Raw genomic sequence first — 25,782 nt, forward strand, 5'->3', positions numbered from 1 at the left:
ATCTATGCCTCGAGGGCGGCGGCCCAGAGGTTGATGTCGGATTCGACGGCGAACTCGTCGATGGAGTGCAGTTCTCCGGGCGTGAAGTCCAGGTTCGCCACTGCGGTCAGGCTGTCCTCCAGCTGGCGCACGCTGGAGGCCCCGATCAGCGCCGACGTCACCGGGGTGCCCTTGGTCTGATCCCGTAGCACCCACGCGATCGCCATCTGCGCCAGGCTCTGCCCACGGCCCTCCGCGATCGCGTTGAGGCCCCGGATGCGGTTCAGGTTCTCCGCGCTCAGCTGCTCCTGATCCAGCGACTTCCCGGCCGCGGCCCGGGAGTCCTTGGGCACCCCGTCCAGGTATTTGCTCGTGAGCAGCCCCTGGGCCAGCGGGGAGAACGCGATCGAGCCCGCCCCGATCTGCTCGAGGGCCTCGTACAGGTTTGGGGACCCGTTCTCCGTCCACCGGTTGAGCATCGAGTAGGAGGGCTGATGGATGAGCAGCGGGGTCCCGAGGTCCCGCAGGATGGCCGCGGCTTCCAGCGTGCGTTCCGGGGAGTAGGAACTGATGCCCGCATAGAGCGCGCGCCCGGAGCGAACTGCCGTGTCGAGGGCACCCATCGTCTCCTCCAGCGGGGTGTCCGGGTCCGGACGGTGGCTGTAGAAGATGTCCACGTAGTCCAGGCCCATCCGCTCCAGCGACTGATCCAGGCTGGAGAGCAGGTACTTCCGCGACCCCCATTCGCCGTATGGGCCGGGCCACATCCCGTAGCCGGCCTTCGTGGAGATCACCAGTTCATCCCGGAACGGCCGGAAGTCATCCCGCAGATGCCGCCCGAAATTCGTCTCCGCGCTACCGGCCGGCGGACCGTAATTATTGGCCAGATCGAAATGCGTCACCCCCAGATCGAACGCACGCCGCAGGATGTCCCGCTGCACATCGAAGGACTTGTCATCCCCGAAGTTATGCCACAGGCCCAGCGAGACGGCGGGTAGGTGCAGCCCGCTCCGTCCCACGCGGCGGTACGGCATCGTTTCGTAGCGGTCGTCGGCGGGCAGGTACGTCATCGGACAATCCGTTCGTGGTGTGGCGGGAAGCGGAATGACTGCCGCTCCCGGTGGGGAGGAAGGTATCCCTGACGGGCCGAGGACCACAGGGCGGACGCCGTCGGTCCTAGAGCGGAGGCGCCACGGTGCATCCGCGGCGCCTCCCCGGGATCAGGAGAGGGTGGAGGCGTACGGGTCCCAGTCCTCCGGCAGCGGTTCGGCGGCGGTAGCCGTGCTCGAGAGCGAGACGAATTCACCGGTGGCGACGCTCTCCGAGATCGAGACCATCGCGTCGAGCACGTGGTATGCCGTCTCGCCCTGGGCGCGGTGTGGGCGCCCCTTGCGGAGCGCTCGTGCCATTTCGAGGACACCGCTGCCGCGCGTCGACGTCGCACCGACGGCCGGGATGACCTCGGGCTCGTCGGCCCCGCGACGTGTGAGCATCAGGTCACCGGTGAAGTTGTTCGGATCGGGGAAAGCAAGTGTCCCCTCGGTGCCGGTGACCTCGACGAACCCCGCACGCTTGAGCGGTGAGTCGAAGCTGAAGATGCTCTGAGAGGACTCGCCGTTGGCGAACTGGGCGATGGCGCTGACGTGGGACGGGACGGTGACGTCGAATACCTCACCGGCCTTGGGGCCGGAGCCTATGGTCCGGGTGGCGCGGGACTTCGAGCCGAAGCCCGCGACCTTCGTGATGGCGCCGAAGGTCTGGACCAGGGTGGTCAGGTAATACGGGCCGATGTCGAACAGCGGCCCGGCGCCCTCCTGGAAGAGGAAGGCGGGGTTGGGGTGCCACGACTCGGGGCCGGGCGACTGCATGAGGGTGAGCGCCGTCAGGGGTACGCCGATGTCTCCTCGCGCCACGAGCCGCAGCGCGGTCTGCAGACCCGCCCCGAGGAAGGTGTCGGGAGCGCAGCCGAGGCGGACCCCGGCTGCGTCGGCGGTCTTCAGGAGGCCGATGCCGCTCTCGCGGTCCAGTGAGAAGGGCTTCTCGCTCCAGACGTGCTTGCCGGCGGCGACGGCGGCGGTGGCCACCTCGACGTGCGCGGCCGGGATGGTCAGGTTGACGACGATCTCGACGTCGGGGTGGTTCAGCGCATCCTGGACACCACCGGAGGCGGGCACCCCGAATTCGGCGGCGCGGGCCGCGGCGACCTCCTCGAACATGTCGGCGACGATGTGCACCGTCACGTCCGGGAAGCCCGTCAGGTTGGTCAGGTATTCCTTGCTGATGACCCCGGCGCCGATGACGGCGACGCCGACGGGTCCCGTGCGGTGGCCCGCTGCTGCGGTGCCGGAGGTGTCCGTGCTCATTTCTTCCCCTCGTTGAGGTAGGTCAGACTGTCGGCGACGGCGGTGAACACGTCGCCGTCGAAATCGTCGAGTTCCACGACGGCGGCCTCGAGGCCGGGAACGGCATCGAGCACGTCCCACACGCGCATGGAGCCGTGGCCGACCGCCACCTGCTCCTTGTCGTTCTTGGTCAGCGGGCCATCCTTTATGTGGACGAAACGCACGCGCTCCCCGAGGCGGCGCAGGAGTTCGGCGGGGTCCTCGCCCCCGACCGCGGCCCAGTACGTGTCCACTTCGAGGACGACCTCGGGATCGAGGTGGCGTGCGAGGACCTCGAGCGCGGATGTGCCGTCGATACGCTCCTCGAGCTCGAACTCGTGATTGTGGTAGCCGACCGTGATGCCGTACCCAGCACCCTTCTTCGCCGCCGCGTTCAGGGCCTCGGCAGTGGCCCTGATGTCCTCCTCGGTGGTCCAGTGCGAACGCTCGACGTGGGGATCGATCACCGTGCCGATGCCGAGCGTGCGGGCGGCCTCGAAGATCTCGTCCTGGTCGGCGCGGAGCAGGGGCGCATGGCCGGAGGGTGCGCTGAGCCCGTTGGCCGAGAGGGCCTCGGCGAGCTGGTCGGCGGTGACCACGAAGTTGTAGGGCTCCACGGCCGTATAGCCGAGCTCTGCCACGCGCTTGATGGTGCCCGGCAGGTCCTCCCCTATGGCTGTCCGCAGTGTGTAGAGCTGGAGCGAATATGTCACAGGGGTTCTCCTCGCTGAGAAATCGGGTCTACTGAACCGGTTCAGGTACTCTTCGAACCTAGGGGAAAAGACGGGACCGGTCAAGGAAAACCTGACGCTATTGTGGAAGCCATGGCCAAGGAAACCATCGCCGGTCTGGCGAAGAGGCTGGGCATCTCGAAGGCGAGTGTGTCCTACGCGCTCAACGGCCAGCCGGGTGTCAGCGAGCTGACCCGGCGTCGCGTGCTCGACCTCGCGGAGGAGCTCGAGTGGTATCCGAGTTCGTCCGCCCGAGCCCTGTCCCGCTCCCGTTCCGGAGCCGTGGGCATGGTCCTCTCGGCGGGTCCCGACCTTATCGGCACGGAGCCCTACTACATGGGGCTGCTGGCGGGCATCGAGACCGCCCTCGCCGAGGGCGACATGGCCCTGATGCTCCGCATGGTCGGTACGGACCCGGCGCAGGAACGCGCCACCTACGAGCGCTGGGCGGGCGAGCGGAAGGTCGACGGCGTCCTCTTGTTCGACCACCTCCACGAGGACCCGCGCCCCGCCCTGCTCGACCGGCTGGGTCTCCCGTTCGTCCTGCACGGTGCGCCGGAATCGGAGGAGCCGGCCGTCTTCTCGGGCACGACGACGGACCACGCGGTGGACTCAGCCACGATCGTCGACCATCTGCATGCCCAAGGACACCGGCGGATCGCCCACGTTTCGGGCCCGCACCGTTTCCTGCACGAGGAGGAGCGCATCACCGGCGTGGCGCGGTGCGCCGCAGCGCATGGCATGGAGGTGGTGCCGCGGGAGGGGAACTACGCGCTGGAGGCCGGGCATGACGCCGTCCTGTCTCTGCTTTGTGAACCCCCGGACGACGCCGTGCCCGCCGTGACCGCCGTGATCCTCGGGAACGACCTCATGTCCATGGGGGCACTCATGGCGCTCCGCGAGCTCGGGTTGCGGTGCCCCGAGGACGTGGCGATCGCGAGTTGGGACGATTCGCTCCACTGCCAGCTCGCCTCGCCGCCGGTCACCGCCCTGTCCCGGAACCCGGTCATGCAGGGAAAGGTTGCGGCGGAACTCCTGCTCTCCCTGCTCGATTCGGGTACGCTGCAGTCGAGTTCGATGCCCCGCAGCGAGCTCATGGTGCGGGCCAGCACGGCGGACATGGCACTTTCGCGAAGGTGGGAAAACCGCATGACCACGTGATTGCCAGGGTGACTCGGGCTAGTGCGGAGTCACGGGCTCCTCATCATATATCTCCGGCGTCGGCGGGGCGCCGGATGTGAAGCCGGATTTAGCCCGCTGTTGCAAGTGCCGCTCCAAGTGACAGGGCATCCCCGGCGATGGAGAGCGCACCACGCACGCCGGACTCGTCGCCCAGTTCCGGCCGGACGACGTAGCCGCTGTCCGGGTCAAGAAGAGGGTGATCGGCGAGGGCGCCACCCACCAGCAGGGCGAGTTGCTCGCGGACGGCCTCGAGCAGGCCCTGTGTCTTCAGCACTCCCCCGCCGACGATGATTCTTTGCGGCGCGGCCGCGTACGTGACCGTGGAGAGCAACTGGGCGATGTAGTACGAGGACAGTTCGACAGCGTCCTCGCGTAGGAGTCCAAGGTCGGGGCCGGGCCTGCCCCAACGGGCTGCGATCGAAGGCCCGGAAACGAGGCCTTCGAGGCAATCTCCGTGGAAGGGGCACACCCCGGCAAAGGAGTCCTCGGGGTGCCTCCGGACGAGCAGGTGTCCCAGTTCGGGGTGGCTTCGGAGCGTGAAGGGGGCTCCATTGACTACGATGCCGGCCCCGACCCCCGTGCCGATTGTCACATACGCCAAGTCGTCGACGCCGCGGCCGGCACCGAACCGGTGCTCGCCGAGCGCCGCGCCTGTCACGTCCGTGACCAGGCGGACAGGGGTCCCGGGCGCCAGACCGAGGCCGCTGACCACGTCCGTGTCGCGCCACCCCGGCTTGGGCGTGGAGGTGATCCAGCCGAACCGGGGAGACGCTGCATCGACTTCCACGGGCCCGAAGGAGGCGATGCCGACGGCGTCGAAGCGGCCCGCCACTGCGTACGGCGCCAGGAACTTACGGATCGCCGCGAGGGTCTGCACCGGCATCGTGGTGTCGATTCGAGCCTGGTCGACCAGCGTCCCTGGGTCCTGCGGGTCGGCGACGGCGCAGATGATCTTGGTGCCACCGGTCTCGATGCCCGCGATCATCGGGCTGTGTCCCCTACGGCCAGTCCCGAGCTAGCGGGTACCAGGGCAGTGCTGTCACCGATGCAGCGGATCACCGGGAACTGCTCCGCAGCCGCCAGATCCGTCGGCACCTTCAGCGCACCGCCGTCGCGCCTGCTGATGGTGAAGGTGGTGGTCTCTCCGGGAAGCAGCGTGAGCATCATGTCGTCGACGACGAGTTCCGACGCTGCCACGCCCAGGAGCTGCGCCAGGCGGTCCGCGAACACGCAGAGGTCCCGCAGCACCGTCTCGGCCCGTACGGTGACCCGCGCGGATCCGCCGTCGATCGTTGCGTCGGCCATGAAACGCGGTTGGGCCGGCTTGAGGGCGGCATCGGGCGCGAAGAACCAGGTAGAGCGAAGGCTCCCGGCGTCGGCGACGAGGAACTCCCGATCGCTTGCGGCGGTGAGCGCAGCAGAAAGGACTGCGCGTGCCGTTCCGTCTGCCGCGGCCGCAAGGCGCACGGTTTCCCGCCCGGTTTCTGTCCCGTCGAGTGCGAGGCGGCGAACGACGACGTCGGCGGTCCACTCGGACAGCCCGTCGTTGACGATCACCACTTCGAGCCCGTCGGAGCCGGTCGGATCGTCGGTGCCACCGGCGGTGATGGGCACGATCGCCAACAGGCGTTCCGCGAAGGATCGCCGGAGCGCGTACCAGACGGGCTTTTCGATGCCGTCGCCGTCCACGGCGGACCAGCTGAGCACGGGCCAGCAGTCGTTGAGTTGCCAGATGACCACCCCGGCGCACCGCTCCCGCGTGCGCAGCCACTCGGCCCCGGCGGCCTGCGAACGCGCCTGCACCATCTGCGTGAGGTAGTGCCAGTCCTCGGCCGTCTCGGGTTCGCCGAAGTAGGGCGCCAGTCCCCTTGCGAGCTTCTCCATGCCGTCCGCGGCCCGCATGTGGTGGGCCACCTGTGGGTTGTCGGGCATCAGGTCGCCCTCGGTGACGACGCGTTGAAGCGTCGACCAGGCCGGGGGCGCGCACCAGCCCATCTCGGAGACGAAGGGTGGGTCGACGTCGCGGTAGTGGACGTAGTCGACGTTGTTCCAGACCTCCCAGATGTGCACGGGTCCCGAGGCGCGGTCATTCGGGTGCTTGTCGAGGGACCCGGACCATGGGCTGTTGGGTACGTAGGGCCGTGAGGGGTCGAGGCGGTTGATGACACCGGGGAGGACCTCGGTGTAGAAGGCGGCACCGTACGGGCGCCCCTGGAGGATCTCGGGCCAGCCCCAGTCGTACATGCCCCAGACGCATTCGTTGCCGCCGCACCAGATCACCAGGCTCGGGTGCGAGGACAGGCGTGCCACGGCCTGTTCGGCCTCGGTGGTCACTGCCTCGATCATCGCGTCGGACTCGTCGTATGCCGCACACGCGAACAGGAAGTCGTGCCAGACCATGAGGCCGCGCTCATCGCAGCCGGCCATGAACTCCTCCGTGGAGAAGTACCCTCCACCCCACACCCGCAGCAGGTTGGCCCCGCCGCCGACGGCCTGGTCCAGGCGCTGTCCGAGCCGTTCCTCGGTGACCTCCGCGATGAAGGGATCATCGGGAATCCAGTTGTAACCACGCACGCGGACCCTGCGGCCGTTGACCACCAGTGCCCACGTCGTGCCGACGGCGTCGGGCTGCTCCTCGACCAGCACGGTGCGCAGGCCGATGCGCCGTTCGCCCGAGGACAGCGTCCCGCCGTCGTCCCGGATCTCGACGGACAGTCCGTACAGCGGCTGAGCTCCGAGGCCCACGGGCCACCACAGGTCCGCATCCGCCACCTCGAGGGCGAGGACGGCGTCGTCGGAACCGGCCGGGACCTCCGATCGGGCAGCTTCGCTGCCGTCGGGCGCGGTGAGGACCGCCTGAACGGACAGGTTCCTCGCCGGCCCGGACCGTTCGAGCCCGACGGCCACGCTGATGCGCGCGGTGGCACCATCGAGGACGACGTCCGGGCGGATCGACTCGATGCGGGCGCCGGACCAGGCCTCGAGGCGGAGAGGCTGCCAGATGCCGGCGGTGACGTAGTGCGGTCCCCAGTCCCACCCGAAGTTGCACGCGCTCTTGCGCACGAAGGGGTACGGCTCGTCGTAGGGGCGGGGCAGCTCGCCGACCTGCGCCTCGCACTCGTGGGCCGCGTCCCATGCGGATCCGAACGTGATCTCGAGGAGGTTCTCACCGCAGGTGAGCAGACTGGCCACGTTCCAGCGGTATGCGATGTGCTGGTCCGAGGTGACGGCGACCTCGTGCCCGTTCAGACGGACGGTGGCGAAGGTGTCCAGCCCGTCCGCGACGAGTTCGATGCGGTCACCGGTGAGGTCCCCGTTCCAATCGAAGCGGCGGGAGTAGGTCCACTGCGAGTGGCCGATCCACATCTGGTCTGCTTCCCGCAACCCGACATCTGGGTCCTCCAGCAGGCTGGCGGCCAACAGGTCAGTGTGGACCTGACCAGGAACAGTGGCCGAGATGGGCCGACCGGATGTCGCGTATGACGGCGAAGAGTCCGGCCCCGCGGTCCAGGCGAGATTCCAGGCCCCCCCCAGGTCCAAGGTCTGCGGGGCGGGGGTCGTGGTGTTCATGCACATACTCCAGGGGTCTGTGGCGGCACGGGGCTGCCGGTGGTTCGGGGGCGGTCAGGCGCTGATGCGTTTCTCCGGGTTGGGCGCGGCTTCCGCGAGGAGCTGCGTGTATTCGTGCTGCGGGTTGAGGATGACGTCGTCGGCCGGGCCGCGCTCGACGATTTCGCCCTTGAACATTACGAGGATGTCGTCCGAGAAGTGGCGGGCGGTCGCGAGGTCGTGGGTGATGTAGAAGACGCCGAGGTTCTCCTCGCGCTGCAGGTCCGCAAGCAGGTTGAGCACGCCGAGGCGGATCGAGACGTCGAGCATTGAGACGGGCTCATCCGCCACGAGGATCTTCGGCTCGGGTGCGAGGGCGCGGGCGATCGCAATACGCTGGCGCTGGCCGCCCGAGAGTTCGTGCGGTTTGCGCTGGGCCATGTCCGGGTCGAGCCTCACGCGTTCGAGCAGCTTCGTAACGCCGTCCAGGACGTCGTCGCGGCCCTTCGCCTTGCCGTGGAGGATGAGTGGACGCCCGATGTGGTGGGCGATGGTGTGGTACGGGTTCAACGACGCGAAGGGGTCCTGGAACACCATCTGCACGTCACTGCGGTACTGCCGCAGGCCCGCGCCGCGCCTGCTCACGGGTTCGCCGTCGAGCGTGATGCTGCCCGAGGTGGGCTTCTCGAGCTGCATGAGAAGCTTGGCTAGGGTGGACTTGCCGCTGCCGCTCTGTCCCACGAGGGCTACCGTGCGCCCGCTGTCGATCGAGAAGCTGACGTTGTTCACCGCTTTCAGGACGCTCGAGTGCCGTCCGTTGCGCAGCCTGTACTCCTTGACGAGGTCCTTGACTTCCAGCGCGCTCATGCCTGGTCTCCGTTCTGGTTCCGCGATCCGCCTCGGATGAAGTCACCGCGCGCTCCGGTAAGGCTCGGAAAGGATGCCAGGAGTTTTTTGGTGTACTCGTGCTGCGGGTTGGTATAGAGCTCCACCGCGTCGCCGAGTTCCACAATCTCCCCCTCGCGCATCACCGCGATGCGGTCGCTGATCTCCAGCAGGAGCGGAAGGTCGTGGGTGATGAAGATGACCGCGAAGCCCAGGTCCGCTCGCAACCGGGTGATCTCGCGCAGGATGTCACGCTGCACCACGACGTCGAGGGCTGTGGTGGGCTCGTCCATGATCATGACCTGCGGATCGAGCGCCATGGCCATGGCGATCATGACGCGCTGGCGCATGCCGCCGGAGAGTTCATGCGGGTAGGAGCGAAGCCGGCTCCGGTCCACACCCACGCGTTCGAGGAGGTCCCCGCATTTCGTGCGGCGTTCCTTCTTTGACATGTCCGGCCGGTGGGTGGAGAAGATGTCCTCGATCTGGCTCTGGATGGTGATGACCGGGTTCAGTGAATTCATGGCGCCCTGGAAGACCATTGCGATCTTGTCCCAGCGGAAAGCGCGAAGCTCCTCGCCGCTGAGCTCGTTGAGGTCAATCACGTAGCCTTCGCGCGAGTGGAAATGGGCGCTGCCGCCGGTGATGACGGCTGGCGGCTTCAGGAGCCGGTTGATGCCGTAGGCGAGGGTGGATTTGCCGCAGCCGCTCTCCCCCGCGAGGCCCAGAATCTCTCCGCGGCCGAGTGTGAGGCTCACGTTCTTCACGGCCTTGACTACGCGGTCGCCCTTGTACTCGACGCTGAAGTCGTCGATGGTCAGCACAGGATGCTCGCGTGCCTCGGTGGCACGTTCTCTGCGGTGCTCGCGTCCCGGCCGGACCTCGTTTGCGGGGCCGCGTGCACCGAGGTCTGTGATGCTGACGGAGTGGGCTCCCTGGTTGGTGCTGCTCATAGGACGTCCTCCTTGGTGGCGGTGCGGAGTTCGGACTTGGAGAGCTTCCAGGAGCGCCGGGTGGCACGGGTCTGGGAGCGCAGCTTGGGGTTGATGATCTCGTCGATGGAGAAATTGATGAGGGCAAGGGCCGCACCGAACAGGGCGATCAGCAGTCCCGGCGGTACGAACCACCACCAGGCTCCGAGCCGCAGGGCGAGCCCGTTCTGGGCGAAGTAGAGCATGGTGCCCCAGGTGAAGGAGTCCGACGCCCCGAGCCCGAGGAAGGAGAGCCCTGCCTCACCGAGGATCGCGAAGATGATGGCGAACACCATCTGCGAGGCGAGCAGGGGGATGAGGTTCGGGAGGATCTCGACGCCCAGGATGCGCCAGGACTTCTCACCGGACACACGGGCTGCGGCCACGTAGTCGCGGTTGCGCACGCTGAGGGTGAATCCGCGCAGCACGCGGGCGGAGCCTGCCCAGCCGGTGATCGCGAGAACCACGGCGACGAGCAGGATGCTTTTCTCGGGGACGTAGCTGGAGATGATGATGACCAGCGGCAGCCCGGGGATGACCAGCATGACATTGCTGAAAAGCGAGAAGGACTCGTCGAGCCAGCCTCCGAAGTACGCTCCGATGATCCCGAAGAAAGCGGACAGGAAGAGGGTCAGGACGCCGACGATCAGGCCGACCGTGAGGGATCCCCGGGTGGCATAGGCGAGCTGCGCGAAGACGTCCTGGCCGGTCTGCGTGGTGCCGAGGATGAATCCGTCGGCGGGACCGGCGAGGCCTACGTTGTTCACTGTCGACGGGTCACCCACGAAGAACGGACCGAGGATCCCGAAGAGGCTGATGCTGCCGGCGATGCCGAGTCCGAAGGCGAGCTTCGGTGTCAGGGGCGGGAACGCGCGTTTGGGCCGCGTGGAGCGGGCACTGGTCGCGGCGATCCCCGGGTCCTGGGTGGTGGTGGTCATGGCGAGTCCTAGCTTCGGGCCCGGGTGCGGGGATCGATGAACGAGTAGAGGAGGTCGACGATGAGGTTCGCGCCAAGAACGGACAGGGTGATCACGAGGAAGAGGCCCTGCATGAGGGAGTAGTCGTTACTACCCACCGCGTTGAGGAGCGCTGAGCCGATACCGGGGTAGGAGAAAACTGCCTCTGTGACGATCGAACCGGCCACCACGAACCCGAGCGAGATGGCGAAGCCCGCGACCGACGGCAGGACAGCGTTGCGCGCGGCGTAGGTGGTCATGATCCGGCTGGGCCGAAGTCCCTTGGCCTCCGCCGTCAGGATGTAGTCATCGGACAGCGTGGACACCATCATGTTGCGCATCCCCAGCATCCAGCCACCCACCGAGGAGATGACGATCGTCAGGGCAGGCAGGGTGCCGTAGTAGATGACGCTGCTGACGAAGGCCCAGTTCCAGCCCGGGCTCACCTCGTAGACGTTGTAGCCGCCGTTCAGCGGGAAAAGGTCCCACATGCCGCCCAGGACGAACAGGAGGATCAACGCGAGCCAGAAATAGGGCACCGACTGCAGCATGGTGGTGACCGGGATGAGGTTGTCCAGCCACGATCCCCGCTTCCATCCAGCGAGCATTCCGAGCACTACCCCGAGGACAAAGGAGATGATCGTCGCGATGCCGATGAGACCGATGGTCCATGGCAGGGTCTGCCCGATGATGTCGGTCACGGATGCGGGGAAGAAAGCGACGGAGGTTCCGAGGTCCAGAGTGAAGAGCTTCCCGAGGTACTGCCAGTACTGCACGATCAGCGGAGCGTCCGTATTGGTACCGAGGAGCAGTTCCACCGCCTCCCGCGCTTCCGGCGTCACCGGCCCACGCTGGGCGAGCTTCGCCAGCATGATGTCCACGGGGTTTCCCGGAAGGAGCCGCGGCAGGAAGAAGTTGACCGTCAGCGCGGCCCAGAACGCAATCAGGTAGAACCCGAGCTTTTGAAGGATGTATCTCATGGGAATCGACTTTCCGCGGCAGGGTCGAGGCCAGGCCACGAGCGGAACGGAGCTTCACGAGGATGCTCCGTTCCGCCTATGACACGGGGGTGGACTGATTACTCGGCAGGTGTGATGTTCTTCAACACGATGCCGTTGTCCCAGGCCTTCCACGTCGCGGCAAGGGCGTACGGGTCCTCGTTGGTGGGCCAGCCCGTGGCACGCTCCGTGTTGAACTCGGTCAGAAGCGAGTTCACGTAGATCGGGATGTAGGGCATGTCCCGGACAATCTCGTCCTGGATGATGCCGTACTGCTCCTTCTGCACCGCCTCGTCATTGGTGGATCGCGCCGTGGCGAGGGCCTCGTCCACCTTGGGGTTGCTGTAGCGCGCGGTGTTGTTGTTCAGCGCGGATTCGCCGACCGGCGTCGTGTTGGCGGAGTTGTACCACTTCTCATAGGCGTAGTACGGGTTGTTCGACGGCTGGAGCCCGATGGACTCGAGCGTCAGCTGGTACTTACCGATGTTGAGGTTGTTGATCCACTCGTTGTAGGTGATCTGCGTCGGCTTGAGATCGATGCCGACCTCGCGGAGTTGCTGGGACATGGCGTCGTTCAGCGAGATGAAGTCGCTGTAGCCCGTTACCGTCTGGATGCCGAGGGAGAGCCGCTCGCCGTCCTTCTCACGGATTCCGTCGCTGCCCTCGACCCAGCCGGCGTCCTCGAGGATCTTCTTGGCCTCCTCGACGTTCGCGTTGGCGGGTGTCTCGGTGTTCTCGGGGTCAGCGATCCAGTCCGCGTCGCGCTCCGGCAACACCAGGGTCGGCGACGCGGTCTTAGCGAATCCGCCGCCGGCGAGGGCATTGAGCTGCTCACGGTCGATGCCCTGGTAAATGGCCTGGCGCACCGCGGGATCGGTCTGCGGCCCCTCGCAGCCCAGCTCCTCGTTGGAGCAGGTGAAGATCGAGGCCGTCAGCGCGGGCGTGTTGACGTAGGAGAGGTTCTCGTTGTCGGAGAGAATCTGCTCGAGACCAGGCAGGAACGAGCTCATCCAGTCGACCTCGCCGGCCAGGAGCGCGCCGGTGGCGGCATCGGCACTTTCCAGGGAGATGTAGCGGACCTCGTCGATCGCCGGCTTCCCTTCCTCCCAGTAGACGTCGTTTTTCTCGAGGAGATAGCTCTGCGCAGTGAAGTCCTTGACCTTGAAGGGGCCAGTTCCAACGGGGTTCGAGTTGGTCTCCGTGATGGGATCCGCGACGTCCTTCCAGATGTGCTCGGGGACGATGCCGCGGTTGCCGAGCACGCTCGGCTCCTGCATGAAGGAAGGCTCTTGGAAGGTCAGCACCGCGGTCGTGTCGTCCGTGGCCTCGGCGGTTGCCGAAAGTCCCGTGGTGTTCAGTTCGGGTGTCTCATTGACGAGGTTGAAGGTGAAGGCGACATCCTTTGCGGTGAACGGCTCGCCGTCGGACCACTTGACGCCCTCACGGGTCTTGATCGTTAGCTGCGTGCCGTCCTCGTTCCATTCGAAGGACTCGGCAAGCAACGGCGTGGGAGGCTCGTCCGAGGCCGCGTTGTACCAGAACAGGGGTTCGAAGATGACGCCCAGGGTGGGCTGCAGGGCCGTCGAGGAGAACGGGTTGAAGTTTTCAGAGATGGTTCCAGTAGCCCCGTTGAAGACGGTGACGGAGCTATTCTCTGCGCCGCCGCCTTCATTCGATGCGCCCCCGCCACCGTTGGCGCAGCCACTGAGGGCGAGGGTTGCGACGCTGAGCATCGCGGCAGCAGCCAGGCCCAGACGCTTGGGGCCCGAGAGTGTTGAGGACATCTTTGTACCTTTCATCAGTGGGCGGCTACGGCGCCGCCAGCTGGTTCTCCCATCCATGGACGAACCGTTGACTACTTTCTTAGGGCACTTTATTATCGAAGTCAAGTAAGTCTGTGACTTGCGTCTCAGGATGGACCCGTCCGGAGTGCCCTTCAAAGGAGAATCGCCTTGCTCCCTCGTGACACCCCCTCCCCCTCTACATTGCGAAAAGCTCTGACTGCTTCTGCGCTTGTGAGCGTACTAGCTGCCGCACTCGTCTCTGCGGGCCCTGCCGCGGCAGGGCCCGCATCACCTGACGGAGAAAGGGGCGGGCCACCTGTCGCTGTTGATCTTGTCGATGGCGACGCGACGAATGAAACGCGTTCGCTCTTCGCCTACCTCCAGTCGGTGCGCGGACAGGGGATCCTGTTCGGGCACCAGCACACCACTGACTACGCCGTCACCGATTCGGCACCTGCTGGGCTGGCGTCGGACGTGAAGAATGGCGTGGGCGATTTTCCGGCTATCTTCGGCTGGGATTCACTGGTCCTCACGGGCGACGAGCGCCCGGGCATCGCTGGTGCCTCGTTGGACGCGAACGTCGATGTGCTGGTGGACGGCATTCAGAAGGCTGATTCCCTTGGTGGCATCAACACGATCAGCGCGCACTTCCCGAACTTCGCGACGGGTGGCCGCTACAACGACACCGGCGGCAACGCGGTCCGGCAGATCCTTCCCGGCGGGGCGGACAATGCTGCGTTCCTCGAATACCTTGATGCCTTCGCTGACGTGGCCAAGGAGGCGGTGGACGAGAACGGCAAGCAGATTCCGATCATTTTCCGGCCCTGGCACGAGAACAACGGTGGCTGGTTCTGGTGGGGTGCAGGCCATACCACAAGCGCTGAGTACCGGGAGATTTTCCGTTACACGGTCGAATACCTGCGGGACACCAAGGACGTCCACAACTTCCTGTACGCCTACTCCCCCAACGGCACATTCGGCGGCACTCCTGAGACCTACCTCAAGACCTACCCGGGCGACGACTTCGTGGATGTGCTCGGGTACGACCTCTACGACGGCACCAATGGCAGCCAGCAGTGGCTCGATTCCCTGGTCTCGGACACCGCGATGATCTCCCGTATGGCGGACGAAAAGGGCAAGATATCGGCGTTGACCGAGTTCGGCATGAGCGGGGCGCTGAAGCCCAACGGGCAGAACCAAGATCTTGAGTGGTACACGAGCATCCTGAACGCCCTGCGCAGCGACCCTGACTCCGCGCGCATCGCATACGCCCAGACCTGGGCAAACTTCGGGCTTGAGCAGTACTTTGTGCCTTACCCGGCCTTCGGCACTATGCCCGAGCACGAACTCATGCCAGACTTCCGCGCGTTCTACGCAGATCCCGCCAGCTACTTCGCGGCCGACCTGAAGAACGTTTTCGACCGGCGCACCAAGCCGGTGATCCAGGCACCCAACGTGCACATCGTCACGCCGACTGATCGCCAGCGCGTCACCGGCGCGACGACCACCATCCGAGTCAGCTCGACGGGGGTCCGGAAGCCGACCGCCACGTACTCGGTCGACGGGGGACCGGCCCAGCCACTCACGCTCGATGCCCAGGGTTATTTCACCGGTATCTACACGATCCCCAACGGCAACACCGAATCGCGGACCGCTACGGTGAAGGTCACCGTCACGGAGGGCAACGGTAAGGGCTCGAAGGCGACCTATGCAGACGAGGCACTCCTGCTCCTCGGTCCCGCTCCGGTCGTCGTACCGGGCGTCGTAGACACCTTCGAGGGCTACTCGGGCGACGACGTGACCCTCGACGAGGTGTACACGAGTGCAGGCGTGAATTCGATCGCCCACTCCGTCGAGAACAAGGCCTCCGGTAGCTACGGCCTGTCCTACAGCTACGACTTCGCGTCGCAGAACTACACCGGCATCGGGCGGACAGTGGACCAGGACTGGTCCGGCTTCACGTCACTGGGCGCCTGGCTGCGCCCGGATGGAACGGGAACGGGTGCGACGCTGCAGGTCGTGGCCGACGGCATCTACTTCGAGTACAACGTGCCCCTGACCGGCACCGCACCGATTCAGGTCTCGGCGCCCTTCTCGGAGTTCAAGCCGGCATCCTGGGACACCGCCCACGCGGGCGCCGTGCTCGACGCGGCGAAGCTCGCCAACGTCACGCAGTTCAGCCTGTACCTGGGCCAGGGCAACGCGGGCGTCACGACGGGAACCATCTACGTCGACGACATCATCGCGAAGTAGGCCTGGACCAACTAACACCAACGACGACGGCCACCGCCGTCGTCGTTGGTGTCGCCATTTTCAGCATTGCTCACGACAGGTATTAGGAAGCCGTGAACCCCGTTCCCCGACGCCATGAAATGCCGAATCTGCCTACGACCTCCTGACACCCGTGCCAGCAACCGGTTCCCATGGAACCTCCGGTCCTAGCGAGAGCATACAAGCGGAATATGCCGTCCTGAATCGTGCCCTGGCGCCGCTCAGGGTGCCGATACAACGTGCAGGAGCACAGCCTGCTCGGGCTGCAGCAGGGGCACCTGCACGCCCACCGATCCCAGGACAGTGCCGGGCGCTGTCAGGTTGCCGCTTTGCCAGGCGGGCGCCGCGTGGGGGGAATCTGACGGGAGTGGGCCGCCGATCTGCTCGATCCTGTAACGAATCTCCGGGTTGAGTCCTGGGATTTTCACGGGCCCCGGAGGCCAGGTCGACGGGCGGGCCAGGAGCGCGAGCGAGAAAAGGGCCTCCGAGCCGTCCGTGCTGACCACCCCGGTGAGGGCTAACTCGTCGAGAGCAGAGTCGCCGCGAACCATCGTGCCGGAGTGCAGCAGGGCGCGGAAGCGCTTGTGGACGGACACCCATTCGGCCAGGGCCGCCAGTTCGCCGCCGTCGAGCTCGTTGATGTTCCACTCGATGCCGAAGTGACCGAACATGGCAGTGATGGCCCGAAAATCCAGGGATGATGTTCTGCCCGTGGTGTGCGAGGTGGCGCTGCCTACGTGGGTGCCGGTGAGTTCGCCCGGTATGAGTTGGGCCGTCCAGCGCAGGATCTGCTGACGTTCCAGTGGATCGATGCAGTCACTTGGCCACACCCTGTCGGTACGCTCGAGGATCCCGAGATCCACGCGTGCTCCCCCGGAAGAACAGGACTCGATCTCGATGCCCGGGTGCCGCAGGCGCAATAGGTCGAGGAGCGCATACACCGCACGCGTCTGCTCGTGTACACGGGCAGCTCCCGTTGCGGCCGAGCCCGCGTCGATGAGGTCCCTGTTGTGGTCCCACTTGAGGTATTCGATCCCGTACTCGGTGATAAGTGCTGATATCCGGTCTAGGACGTAGGTGTACGCTTCCGGCACCGTGAGGTCGAGGACCTGCTGGCGCCGCGCTTCCAAGGGTAATCGGCCGTTCACCTGCAAAATCCAATCCGGATGGGCCCGGGCAACATCGGAATCGGGGTTCACCATTTCCGGCTCGAACCAGAGACCGAACTGCATGCCGAGTGAGCGAACGCGGTCTACGAGCGGATGAAGACCCTCGGGCCAGACCGTGGGGTCGACGAACCAGTCACCGAGGCCCGCGGAGTCATCGCGGCGCCCCCGGAACCAGCCATCGTCCAGCACGTAACGCTCGACACCGACCTGCGCGGCACGCTCCGCAAGCTCGAGTAGCGGCTCGAGGCGGTGGTCGAAGTACACGGCCTCCCAGACGTTGAGCGTCACAGGACGGTGTGTGGCCGGATGACTGGGGCGGTCGCGCAACCACCGGTGGAAACGCGCGGCCTGATCATCGAGGCCGGAGCCATATGCTGCATAGAGCCACGGGCTCGTATACACCTCGCCCTCTCCCAGGACCACTTCTCCGGGCAACAGGACTTCACCGCCGCCCAGGACCGTCCTCCCGCTGGTCATCCGCTCGACGAAGGACTGATGGTTGCCACTCCATCCCACGTGGACACCCCACACATCCCCGGACCGGAAACCGAAACCAGGGGCCCCTGCCGTGAGCACTGTCGGTGAATCCGCACCCGTCCTGCCGCGACGCACCTCACGGAGATACGTCCCTACTGTCAGTGAATGCCGCTGCGGCACGCGTTCCTTGGCCCAGCGGCCCGCCAGGTCTAGAATCTCGCTGGCCTCGGCCGGAACGGGCAGGGCCATAACCAGTTTCTGGAGCTCGTACTCCTCCGGCGCGAGATTGGTGAGTACCACCCGCGTCCGCACGAGCCCGGATTCCAGGAGTTCCAAAGTGAACCGGAGAGCAAGGCGGGTGATCGGATCCTCGGCAACGACCTCGAGACACCGCTTCTTAAGAGTGTGCACCACCTTGGTGAAAAGCGGGGACCAGTCCTTCCCGGCCCGGTGCCCGGTCAACCCCGGCGTACCCATCCAGCCCGCGCCGTGCTCGGGGAGAACGCCCAGACGCACAGGAAGGTCCGTCGTGTTCTCAAGCAGAGGCGAACTGAGATCAGCCACCGCCGCTAGTTCCTCCGGGGAGAGGTTGCCGAGTTCGGAGCCCCAGTACCGTACCTCCGGCAGGCCCGATGCCGGACAATGCACGACGACGCTCACTCCACCTGCAGTAAGGTGCAGTGGTGTTGACTCAGGTAGCGGCATTGGGGTCCTTACTATCCTTGGGGCATCCGGATGAACTAAGTTAGAAGACTAAATATAGTTGCCGATTATCGCGAGGGTAGATGGAATTGCAGGGACGTGTCGTTTTCGCCGGTGACAGCGTCACCGACTGTGGCTGGCGGGATGACCACCAGAAACTCGGCCATGGCTACGTACGTCGCCTTGCCGCCTTCAACCAGCTCGCGAAGTGTCACGTAATGAATGCGGGCACTGGTGGGGACCGGCTGCAGGACCTGGAACAGCGCTGGGAAAAGGACGTACTTGCCCTTGACCCTGATGTGGTGTCGGTAATGATCGGCATTAATGACACATGGCGCCACTTCGACAGCAACGAGCCCTCCGACATCTCCGCGTTCAGCTGCCGCTATCACAAGCTACTTGCCATGCTTCCCCCGGTCACGCGGCTAATCCTGCTGGAACCCTTCGTCGTTGCGGTAAGCGATGAACAGGAGGAATGGCGACGGGATCTCGGACCCCGAATCGACGCTGTTCACCTCCTCGCGGAGGAGTTCGGCGCTGTGCTGGTTCCGGTGGACGGCATCCTCAACCACCTCGCAGAATCAATGGGAGCTGCATCACTGGCCGAAGACGGAGTGCATCCCACGGCACGCGGCCATCAAGAAATCGCCGCGGCCTGGCTGCGGGCCGTGACCGGGCCATGACATCCACACAGGACCCGACCTGGAACGGGAAGGTTCCTCCCTCCAGCCCCTTAGGCTCTGAGCAACCGTTAACCGTGATCCAGAAGACACGTCGCCGCGAGTCTTCCCGGGGCAAGGTCATCGACCTGATTCGCTCAAGCGGACCCATCAGTCGAGTGGAACTCGCCGAGAAGACCGGGCTGACCCAGGCCACCATATCGACCCTCGTCCGCGCCCTCCTGACGGAAAACATCATCGTCGAATCAGGCCGTGGTGAATCCACAGGCGGCAAACCGCGCATGTTCCTGGAACTCAACCCTGCCTCCCGGGTCGGCGTCGGGGTGCACATCGGCCAGGACTACATCACGTACATCATCGCCGACCTCCGAGGCCACGTCATCGGTCGTCGACGCGTCGACGGACCGGGCAACACCTCCCCCTTGATGGTGGTCAGCCGTATGACCAAAGATATCGAGGCCCTGATCATCGAGTCAGGCATAAACCGCAGCAGCATCGTCGGAATGGGCATCGCAACGCCCGGCCCTCTGGATCGCGTTGCCGGCACCGTCCGCAATGCACCATCGCTGGAGATGTGGGCTGACTTCCCCATTCGTCGAGCGCTGGCATCGACCACCGGGTTTCACTGCGAGTTCGACAACGACGCGACCGCGGCCGCCATCGGCGAGTACTGGCTGGGAGCCACAGAAGGTTACGCGAACTACGCCTCCGTCTATATGGGCGCCGGCATCGGCTCCGGCATCGTCATGGACGGCACCATTTATCAGGGCGTGAGCTCCAACGTCGGGGAGATAGGCCATGTGACGGTCGACGCAAGAGGCCTTCCGTGCCCCTGCGGCAATATCGGCTGCCTCGAGCTGTATGCAAGCCCCAAGGTCGTCGTAGCTCAGGCCGCCGAGGAAGCTGCGCGTGACAATCTCGACATTCCACTGACAGGCGTGATTTCCGAAGACTTCGCTGCCTTGGGTACCGCAGCAACCAACGGTGACGCAACAGCCCTGCGGCTCATGCAGGACTCAGCCGAATATGTGGCGAGCGCTGTGATCTCCATGGTGAACCTCTTGGACCTGCAACTGATCGTCCTTGCCGGCAGCGCCTTCTCGACCGCAGGCAGCTTCTATGTGGACACCATTTCCAAAGCCCTCGCTCATCGGGCGATGGCACGGGCCATCCACCCAGTTGAAGTTCGCATATCGGTCAATGGAAACGATGCCGCGGCCCTCGGGGCCGCTACCCTCGTGCTCCAGGACCGGCTGTCGCCGCGAACACTCCGCTCCGTGTCCTTCGCCTGACCCACCTCGTCGTCCCCAAACCCCGCAGCGCTCGACCTTCCAATAAGGAGCACCATGACCTCCCGATTGCCCGTCACCCCGAACGTCACGGCTGAAGCCACCGGGCTGCTCGCGAAGCTCTACGCACTTCAGGGCCAAAGGACCTTATCCGGCCAACACAACACCCCGCGCGAAATGTCGGACTACAGCGACCAGGCAGCATCGATCGGAGGGGCTTATCCTGCCGTCTGGGGACAGGACTTCGGATTTGCCGCTGATGGCACCATGGACGGCGTCAACTTTCGCCAGGGCATCATAGACGAGGCCAAGCGCCAGCACGAGGCGGGCTCGATCATCACGCTCATGTGGCATGCCGTGCGGCCCACGGAAGATGAGCCCGTCACGTTCGAGGGGAGCATCTGCAACGGGAAGCTATCCGATCAAGACTGGCAGGACCTCCTTACCCCCGGCACGACGACGCACGAGCGCTGGAAAAAGCAGGTCGACGTGATCGCCGGATTCCTCGCGCAACTGCGCGACGCATCCATCCCCGTGCTCTGGCGCCCATACCACGAAATGAATGGCGAGTGGTTCTGGTGGGGCACCCGCCCGGGCCCGCGCGGCTACGAGGCGCTCTACCGCCAACTGTTCGAGCGGCTGACCGAAGTCCACGGCCTCACCAACCTGCTCTGGGTATGGAACGCGAACGCACGGCGTGAAAACGTTGCGCCCTACACCGACTGCTACCCGGGCCACGACGTCGTCGACATCCTCGCCTTCGACGTGTACGAGAACATGTACGGCCAAGAAAGCTACCAGGAACTCGTTGCACTAGCCGACGGCCGGCCGGTCGCACTCGGCGAGGTCGGCGTGATGCCCACGCCGGACATCCTCGAAACCCAGCCCCTATGGAGCTGGTACATGACCTGGACAAATTTCCTCACGGAGCACAACACCCTGGACGACGTGCAAGCTCTTATGGGCACTGGGCGCGTGATAAACCGGGGCGGACATCAAGCGTCGGACCAATAATCTGCAGGCCCTCGAACCGGCAGCGATGTCATGCCTCCGGTCAAGGTTGGTCGACTAGAGCGAATCCGTCGCCGACTTCTAGAGCACAACAAGTTCGCACCCTCCGGTAGCCTGAGGCAATGAAACTTCTGGCGGACCTTCCCCCGTACATCTACGGCACTACGCGGCTCGGGCACGACGACGTCCCCCGCGAGCAGCAGGTGCACATGGCCCGCACCGCGATCGACGCCGGCCTCTGGCTCCACACCTCCCGGCAGTACGACCACGCCCTCGAAGTTCTCGGTGCAGCCTTCGCCGACGACCCCGGCAACGTCCCTCCGGTCATCGTGAAGCTCGGCGGCGGCACCGCGGACGACGTCCGCGCCACCATCACCGAGAACATCGAGCCCCTGGGCATCAGCACGGTCGACATCGGCCAGCTCTCCGGTACTGGCGCCTTCGCAGAGGACATGGTCACGGGCGGACCCATCCTCACCGACCTGCAGCGCATCAAGGACGAGGGCCTCGTAGGGCGGTTCGTCCTCGAGATCTTCCCCTGGACCTCCGAGGCACCCCTCGCCGCTCTCCGGGCCGGGCACCTCGACGGGCTGATCGACGGCTACATCTTCTACCTCAACCCGCTGCAGCGGTTCGCGTCCAACGAGCTCTGGGACGAACTGCTGGCGCAGGACAAAGCCATCATCTCGATGCGCACGGTGGCCGGCGCTCCCGTCCACACCCTGCGCGACGTCCCGGGTGCTGCCTGGAAGCCCTATCTTCAGGAACGCGCCGTCGAAGTGGCACCCATCTTCGAGCGCTCCGGCGTCGCGAGCTGGGCCGAGTTCTGCATGCGCTTCGCGCACAGCACCCCACAGGTGGTTTCCACCGTCGGATCCACAAGCAGGGAAGAAAACCTGCGGGAACTCCTTTCCTTCAGCCGGAGCATCGAGCCTCTGACGCGCGACATAGTCGACCAACTGTTCGCTCTGCATCGCCGCTGGTCCGACGAAACGGACGTTCATGCGGAGCCCTGGAGCATGTAGGGCTTCTTGCCGGACAACGACGGCGGGGCAGTTACCTGAGGTGGCTGCCCCGCCGTCGTTCGTTGTGGTGCGAGTTGCTAGCTGTCGCAGCCGATCCCGTCCTTATCGCCGTCGAACTTGTCCTGGAAGTTGCGGCTCATGGAACATCAGACGCCGAACTCGCAGCTGTTGCTACGCCACAGGCGCCAAGGGGCCTAGGGGCCACCGAGATCGTCGAGCACCGACGCATAGACTGCCTCGAGCTGTGGGAGCGGCGACGCGCCGCCAATACCGGATCTACCGACGTAATCATCCACTAGGACATGTGGCCTACGAGCGGGGCCAACAAACCTCGCGGAGCCGGCACAACGAGAAGAGGGGTGACCATGAACTGCTCCCCGGAAGTTGGACTGAGAAATTCAGTTTCGACTCCCGGGGAGCAGTTTTATGTATGCACGTAGTTCGTTGTCGGTGGAGCAGCGTGAGGCCGCTGTAGCGTGGTTTGAAAAGGGCATCGCGGTGAGAGCGACAGCCGGCCTGCTGGGCGTGGCTCATCAGCCAGTCGGTCGTTTGTATGAGCGGTGGAAGATCCGAGGTCGAGGAGCGCTGGTGACCAAGCCGACGAAACAGGTGTACTCCTTCGAGACCAAGCTCGCCCTGGTGGAGCGGTTCATCGCGGGTGAGACATCCCTAGATCTGGCGACGGAAGCCGGTCTGTCTTCTCCTTTGCTCCTTCAGGGGTGGGTTCGGGTGTATCGCCGTGAGGGTGCGGACGGGTTGCGGCCCAAACCCAAGGGCAGACCCAGGAGCCCCGAATCACCACCACCGCAGGAGCCCTCCGAGCTGGAGCGGTTGCGGCGGGAGAACGAGCGGTTGCGGGCGGAAGTGGCGTACCTGGGAAAAGTGCGGGCCTTGAGAGCGCAACCACGACGGTAAAGGTTCAGGCCGTCATCGCCCTCAAGGCCGACTTCCCCCTTCCGGTGCTTTTGCAGGCCGCCGGCCTGGCCCGGTCCACGTTCTTCTATCACCAGGCCCGGCTCCTGGCACCGGATCCTCGCCAGGAGCTCAAGGACGCGATCAGGGATGTCTTCGACACGAATCGTGGCCGGTACGGGCACCGGCGCATTCACACCGTTCTCACCCGGCAGGGCTGGACGGTGGCGAAGAAGACCGTGCTGAAGCTCATGCGGTCGCTGCGCCTGGTCTGCAAGGTCCGGCGGAGGAAGCGCCATATCTCCTACCGGGGTGAGCCCGGCAGAACTGCTGCGAATGTGCTGGACCGGGACTTCGCGGCCGACGCGCCGAACCAGAAGTGGGTGACGGATGTGACCGAGTTCAGCGTCGGCGACCGGAAGCTTTACCTCTCACCGGTCATGGACCTCTTCGACCGGCAGATCATCTCCTACACGGTGGGACTGTCGCCGAATCTGGAGCTGACTAACACCTCACTGCGCCAGGCACTGACGACACTGACGACACCGGCAACACCGGCGGGTGGGTGCGGGCAGAAACCGTTGGTCCACTCGGACCAGGGCTTCCAATACCAGCACGCCTCCTGGCGGCATCTGCTCCAGGAGGCCGGAGCACACCAGTCAATGTCCCGCAAAGGCAACTGCTACGACAACGCGGTCATGGAGAACTTCTTCGGACACCTCAAGGAAGAACTGTTCCACCGGGTCCGCTTCATCGGCACTGACGCCCTCACCGACGCCCTCACCGACGCCCTGCACGAGTACATCCGCTGGTACAACACCGAACGGATCTCCACAAAGCTCGAGGGCCTGAGCCCGGTGCAATACCGTGCTCAGACCCTCGCGGCCTAACCTACTTACTTAGCCAGTCCAACTTCCGGGGACCAGTTCACCATTGGTCGCCCCTCTTCTCGATGCGTTAGCTATCGTCACTAGTCGCGACCGAAGCCGCGCGATCTCGACTGTTCCAGCCCTGGCGTCCTACCCCGTCGGTGCGCTGTTGCACGACCCTTCACAGCTGAGGAGGGCGGAGTGCCGTTGCTGAGATCTGTCGCGAGTGCTGCGGCGACGGCTTCGCGTCCAAGCGGGGTGTCTCCGAGCCGATCCATGAGTGTATCGGCAAGCTGGGTTCGCCGGTCCCCTGAGTCCCAAAGCTCAGCCGCGTTGGCGGCGGCATTCTGCGTGTCGACGTCGTTCTGCACGTCCCCGTCGACCACTGCATTCACGATCGCGGCGGACTGCCGTTCCGCTTCGGTGTGATCCCGCTGCACCTCCTTGTCGAGCTGCTCTCCCTCGGCCTCGGCCTCGAGTGTGGGGTTGTTCGCTTGGAGGTACTCCTCGGGCGTCAGCTTGTACCTGGTGCGGATCTCGCCATGGATGTGCTCGCGGGACAACCGTGCCATGTCGTCGAACGGCTCCCACTGCTGCGCCAGGGCGTACTGCGCGGCGATGTCCTCAGGTCTGGCCGCTTCCCAGAACTGGGGTTGGTGAACGGCGCCGAGCTGGGTGCGCATGACTGCCCGTTCGGCTTCGAACCGTTCCTCGAGCTGCTTGCGCCTCGCTCCCTCGGCCCTGAGCATTTCTTCGTTCCGCTCCGCCCGTTGGCGGGCGAGCATCTCGCTCAATCGTCCCGCCAAAGCCATGGCCGACTGCAGTTGCGGACGGAACATCCCGTCGGCACCATCTGGTGTGTTGTCGTGCATGATCTATCTCCCCATCTCTCGATCGTGCTTGCCGGCGTTCAAGGCGCCCTGCGTGCGGCGTGCGGACATCCGTGAACGCTGGGCTTCGGCCAGATCTGGGACTGCCTTCTGCGGTACGCCGAGGGCCGGCTCGGGTGCTGTCTGCGGAGCCGCCAGGCGCGGCTGGACAATCTCCGGCAGCGGCGCTGCCACGAGGCTCAGGTGCTTGCTCACGGTTTCGTTCAGCAGCTGCACCTCGCGCAGCTCCTTGTTGCTCTGCTGCATGTTGTGAAGGGCCCTCATGGTGCGCAGCATCTGGTGCATGATCATCGCCTGGGCGACAGGTGACGGTGCCGTCGATGCGGCGAGCAGGAACGCGGCGGTTCCTGCCATCCGCAGCGGCGGGTTCACCGGTTCGCTGATGGTGACACCGGACCGGTGTGCGGACCTCGCCAGGACACGCGAGGCATGCGCGAGCGGTCCCGGCTCGGGCTCGGTGGCCTTCGACCAGGCACCGAACACACCGGATGCTTCACGCGCGACGTGTGCCCACGTCTGGTGATCGCCGGGGGCCACGGACGCCATTGTCTGACGGGCCTTGGCTAGGTCCAGTGCGAGCTTGCGCGCAGCAACTTCATCGACGGCGTGACCGCCGATCATCGACACCCGGGCACCTCGTCTCATGTCGGGTGCTTGGTTGTGCACGATCCTTTGGTGGCGCTTGGCTGCCCACCATTCCTCGGCTGCTTCCTGCGCTGTCTCCGGGGTATCAGCCCACGCGGTGCGCAATGCTGGCAGGGTCAGGTCCTTTGCGAGCTTCCCGCCGCCGAACCACACCGGGTCCATGCCGGCCGGTCGTCGTTCAGCCACCGAGTACCCGGTGACAACGGAACGGCCGCCGTCGGCGAAGCGGGCGCTGACGAGTAGTTCCTGGCGGCGTAGCCGGCGCACGAACTCAGCCTCGGAAACGGAAGCGACGGCACTGGAGCGAACAGTCCGCTCGAGGCGATGTCGGGCTGGTTCCTTCGCTCCTCCCACTTGGCGGTCTGCCAGCTGCTCGGCGGGCTTCAATCCGCGTTCGGAGTGCTGCCCCAGCTCGATGAGACCGAA

20 protein-coding genes and 1 pseudogene are annotated in these 25,782 nt (G+C 65.3%); 8 read left to right on the plus strand and 13 right to left on the minus strand.

Translation table 11 applies throughout. From position 1 onward, the window contains the following. Positions 1-2 precede the first annotated feature (2 nt). From mgrA to AC0Z9V_RS17350, 3 genes are all read right to left on the minus strand, one after another. Positions 3-1,049, minus strand: coding sequence for an L-glyceraldehyde 3-phosphate reductase (gene mgrA / locus AC0Z9V_RS17340; RefSeq protein ID WP_485142273.1), 1,047 nt, complete (start codon positions 1,047-1,049; stop codon positions 3-5). 150 nt (positions 1,050-1,199) lie between these two features. Next, complete coding sequence (locus AC0Z9V_RS17345) at positions 1,200-2,342, minus strand: Gfo/Idh/MocA family protein (protein ID WP_485142274.1); 1,143 nt, start codon at positions 2,340-2,342, stop codon at positions 1,200-1,202. Further along, positions 2,339-3,073, minus strand: a complete 735-nt coding sequence (locus AC0Z9V_RS17350) for a sugar phosphate isomerase/epimerase family protein (protein WP_479821411.1) — start codon at positions 3,071-3,073, stop codon at positions 2,339-2,341. The genes AC0Z9V_RS17345 and AC0Z9V_RS17350 overlap by 4 nt, the downstream gene beginning before the upstream one ends. A gap of 111 nt (positions 3,074-3,184) precedes the next feature. On the opposite strand from AC0Z9V_RS17350, the gene AC0Z9V_RS17355 reads away from it, so the two are divergent. After that, positions 3,185-4,252 (plus strand): LacI family DNA-binding transcriptional regulator, encoded by a 1,068-nt coding sequence (locus tag AC0Z9V_RS17355; protein WP_479821412.1) that lies wholly within the window; start codon positions 3,185-3,187, stop codon positions 4,250-4,252. A gap of 88 nt (positions 4,253-4,340) precedes the next feature. On the opposite strand, the gene AC0Z9V_RS17360 is transcribed toward AC0Z9V_RS17355, so the two are convergent. From AC0Z9V_RS17360 to AC0Z9V_RS17390, 7 genes are all read right to left on the minus strand, one after another. Continuing rightward, positions 4,341-5,258 (minus strand): ROK family protein, encoded by a 918-nt coding sequence (locus AC0Z9V_RS17360; RefSeq protein ID WP_479821413.1) that lies wholly within the window; start codon positions 5,256-5,258, stop codon positions 4,341-4,343. Beyond that, entirely contained in the window at positions 5,255-7,849 is a 2,595-nt protein-coding gene (locus tag AC0Z9V_RS17365) for a glycoside hydrolase family 2 protein (protein WP_485142275.1), read from the minus strand. Before AC0Z9V_RS17365 ends, AC0Z9V_RS17360 begins: the two co-directional genes overlap by 4 nt. A gap of 48 nt (positions 7,850-7,897) precedes the next feature. After that, the gene (locus tag AC0Z9V_RS17370) at positions 7,898-8,689 is read right to left on the minus strand and encodes an ABC transporter ATP-binding protein (RefSeq protein ID WP_479821415.1); all 792 of its coding nucleotides are present in this window, start codon (positions 8,687-8,689) and stop codon (positions 7,898-7,900) included. Beyond that, the gene (locus AC0Z9V_RS17375; protein WP_485142276.1) at positions 8,686-9,660 is read right to left on the minus strand and encodes an ABC transporter ATP-binding protein; all 975 of its coding nucleotides are present in this window, start codon (positions 9,658-9,660) and stop codon (positions 8,686-8,688) included. The genes AC0Z9V_RS17370 and AC0Z9V_RS17375 overlap by 4 nt, the downstream gene beginning before the upstream one ends. Further along, positions 9,657-10,616 carry an ABC transporter permease gene (locus tag AC0Z9V_RS17380; RefSeq protein WP_485142277.1) on the minus strand — a complete coding sequence of 320 codons (960 nt, stop codon included), beginning with the start codon at positions 10,614-10,616 and terminating at the stop codon, positions 9,657-9,659. Before AC0Z9V_RS17380 ends, AC0Z9V_RS17375 begins: the two co-directional genes overlap by 4 nt. Before the next feature lie 8 nt (positions 10,617-10,624). Beyond that, a complete protein-coding gene (locus tag AC0Z9V_RS17385; RefSeq protein WP_485142278.1) occupies positions 10,625-11,614 on the minus strand; it encodes an ABC transporter permease in 990 nt (329 codons plus the stop codon). Positions 11,615-11,712: 98 nt separating this feature from the next. Further along, a complete protein-coding gene (locus AC0Z9V_RS17390; RefSeq protein ID WP_485142279.1) occupies positions 11,713-13,416 on the minus strand; it encodes an ABC transporter substrate-binding protein in 1,704 nt (567 codons plus the stop codon). A 231-nt stretch (positions 13,417-13,647) separates the two neighbouring features. Between AC0Z9V_RS17390 and AC0Z9V_RS17395 the strand changes: the two genes are divergently transcribed. Next, positions 13,648-15,669, plus strand: coding sequence for a glycosyl hydrolase (locus tag AC0Z9V_RS17395; protein WP_485142280.1), 2,022 nt, complete (start codon positions 13,648-13,650; stop codon positions 15,667-15,669). A 239-nt stretch (positions 15,670-15,908) separates the two neighbouring features. Here AC0Z9V_RS17395 and AC0Z9V_RS17400 read toward each other — a convergent pair whose 3' ends face one another. Continuing rightward, the gene (locus AC0Z9V_RS17400) at positions 15,909-17,993 is read right to left on the minus strand and encodes an alpha-galactosidase (RefSeq protein WP_485142281.1); all 2,085 of its coding nucleotides are present in this window, start codon (positions 17,991-17,993) and stop codon (positions 15,909-15,911) included. A gap of 125 nt (positions 17,994-18,118) precedes the next feature. Between AC0Z9V_RS17400 and AC0Z9V_RS17405 the strand changes: the two genes are divergently transcribed. From AC0Z9V_RS17405 to AC0Z9V_RS17430, 6 genes are all read left to right on the plus strand, one after another. Further along, positions 18,119-18,718 carry an SGNH/GDSL hydrolase family protein gene (locus AC0Z9V_RS17405; protein ID WP_485142282.1) on the plus strand — a complete coding sequence of 200 codons (600 nt, stop codon included), beginning with the start codon at positions 18,119-18,121 and terminating at the stop codon, positions 18,716-18,718. Between the two features lie 74 nt (positions 18,719-18,792). Then, positions 18,793-20,007, plus strand: coding sequence for an ROK family transcriptional regulator (locus tag AC0Z9V_RS17410; RefSeq protein ID WP_485142283.1), 1,215 nt, complete (start codon positions 18,793-18,795; stop codon positions 20,005-20,007). Positions 20,008-20,061: 54 nt separating this feature from the next. Further along, positions 20,062-21,018, plus strand: a complete 957-nt coding sequence (locus AC0Z9V_RS17415) for a glycosyl hydrolase (protein WP_485142284.1) — start codon at positions 20,062-20,064, stop codon at positions 21,016-21,018. Positions 21,019-21,137: 119 nt separating this feature from the next. Further along, a complete protein-coding gene (locus AC0Z9V_RS17420) occupies positions 21,138-22,040 on the plus strand; it encodes an aldo/keto reductase (RefSeq protein ID WP_485142285.1) in 903 nt (300 codons plus the stop codon). A gap of 588 nt (positions 22,041-22,628) precedes the next feature. Next, positions 22,629-22,955 carry a helix-turn-helix domain-containing protein gene (locus AC0Z9V_RS17425; protein WP_479821303.1) on the plus strand — a complete coding sequence of 109 codons (327 nt, stop codon included), beginning with the start codon at positions 22,629-22,631 and terminating at the stop codon, positions 22,953-22,955. A 44-nt stretch (positions 22,956-22,999) separates the two neighbouring features. Then, a complete protein-coding gene (locus tag AC0Z9V_RS17430; RefSeq protein ID WP_479821304.1) occupies positions 23,000-23,842 on the plus strand; it encodes an IS3 family transposase in 843 nt (280 codons plus the stop codon). A gap of 80 nt (positions 23,843-23,922) precedes the next feature. On the opposite strand, the gene AC0Z9V_RS17435 is transcribed toward AC0Z9V_RS17430, so the two are convergent. Both AC0Z9V_RS17435 and AC0Z9V_RS17440 read right to left on the minus strand, forming a co-directional pair. Next, positions 23,923-24,693 (minus strand): hypothetical protein, encoded by a 771-nt coding sequence (locus AC0Z9V_RS17435; protein WP_485142286.1) that lies wholly within the window; start codon positions 24,691-24,693, stop codon positions 23,923-23,925. 3 nt (positions 24,694-24,696) lie between these two features. Further along, positions 24,697-25,782, minus strand: a pseudogene (locus AC0Z9V_RS17440) (hypothetical protein); the annotation flags it as partial.

This window comes from Arthrobacter sp. UYP4 (assembly GCF_057291175.1).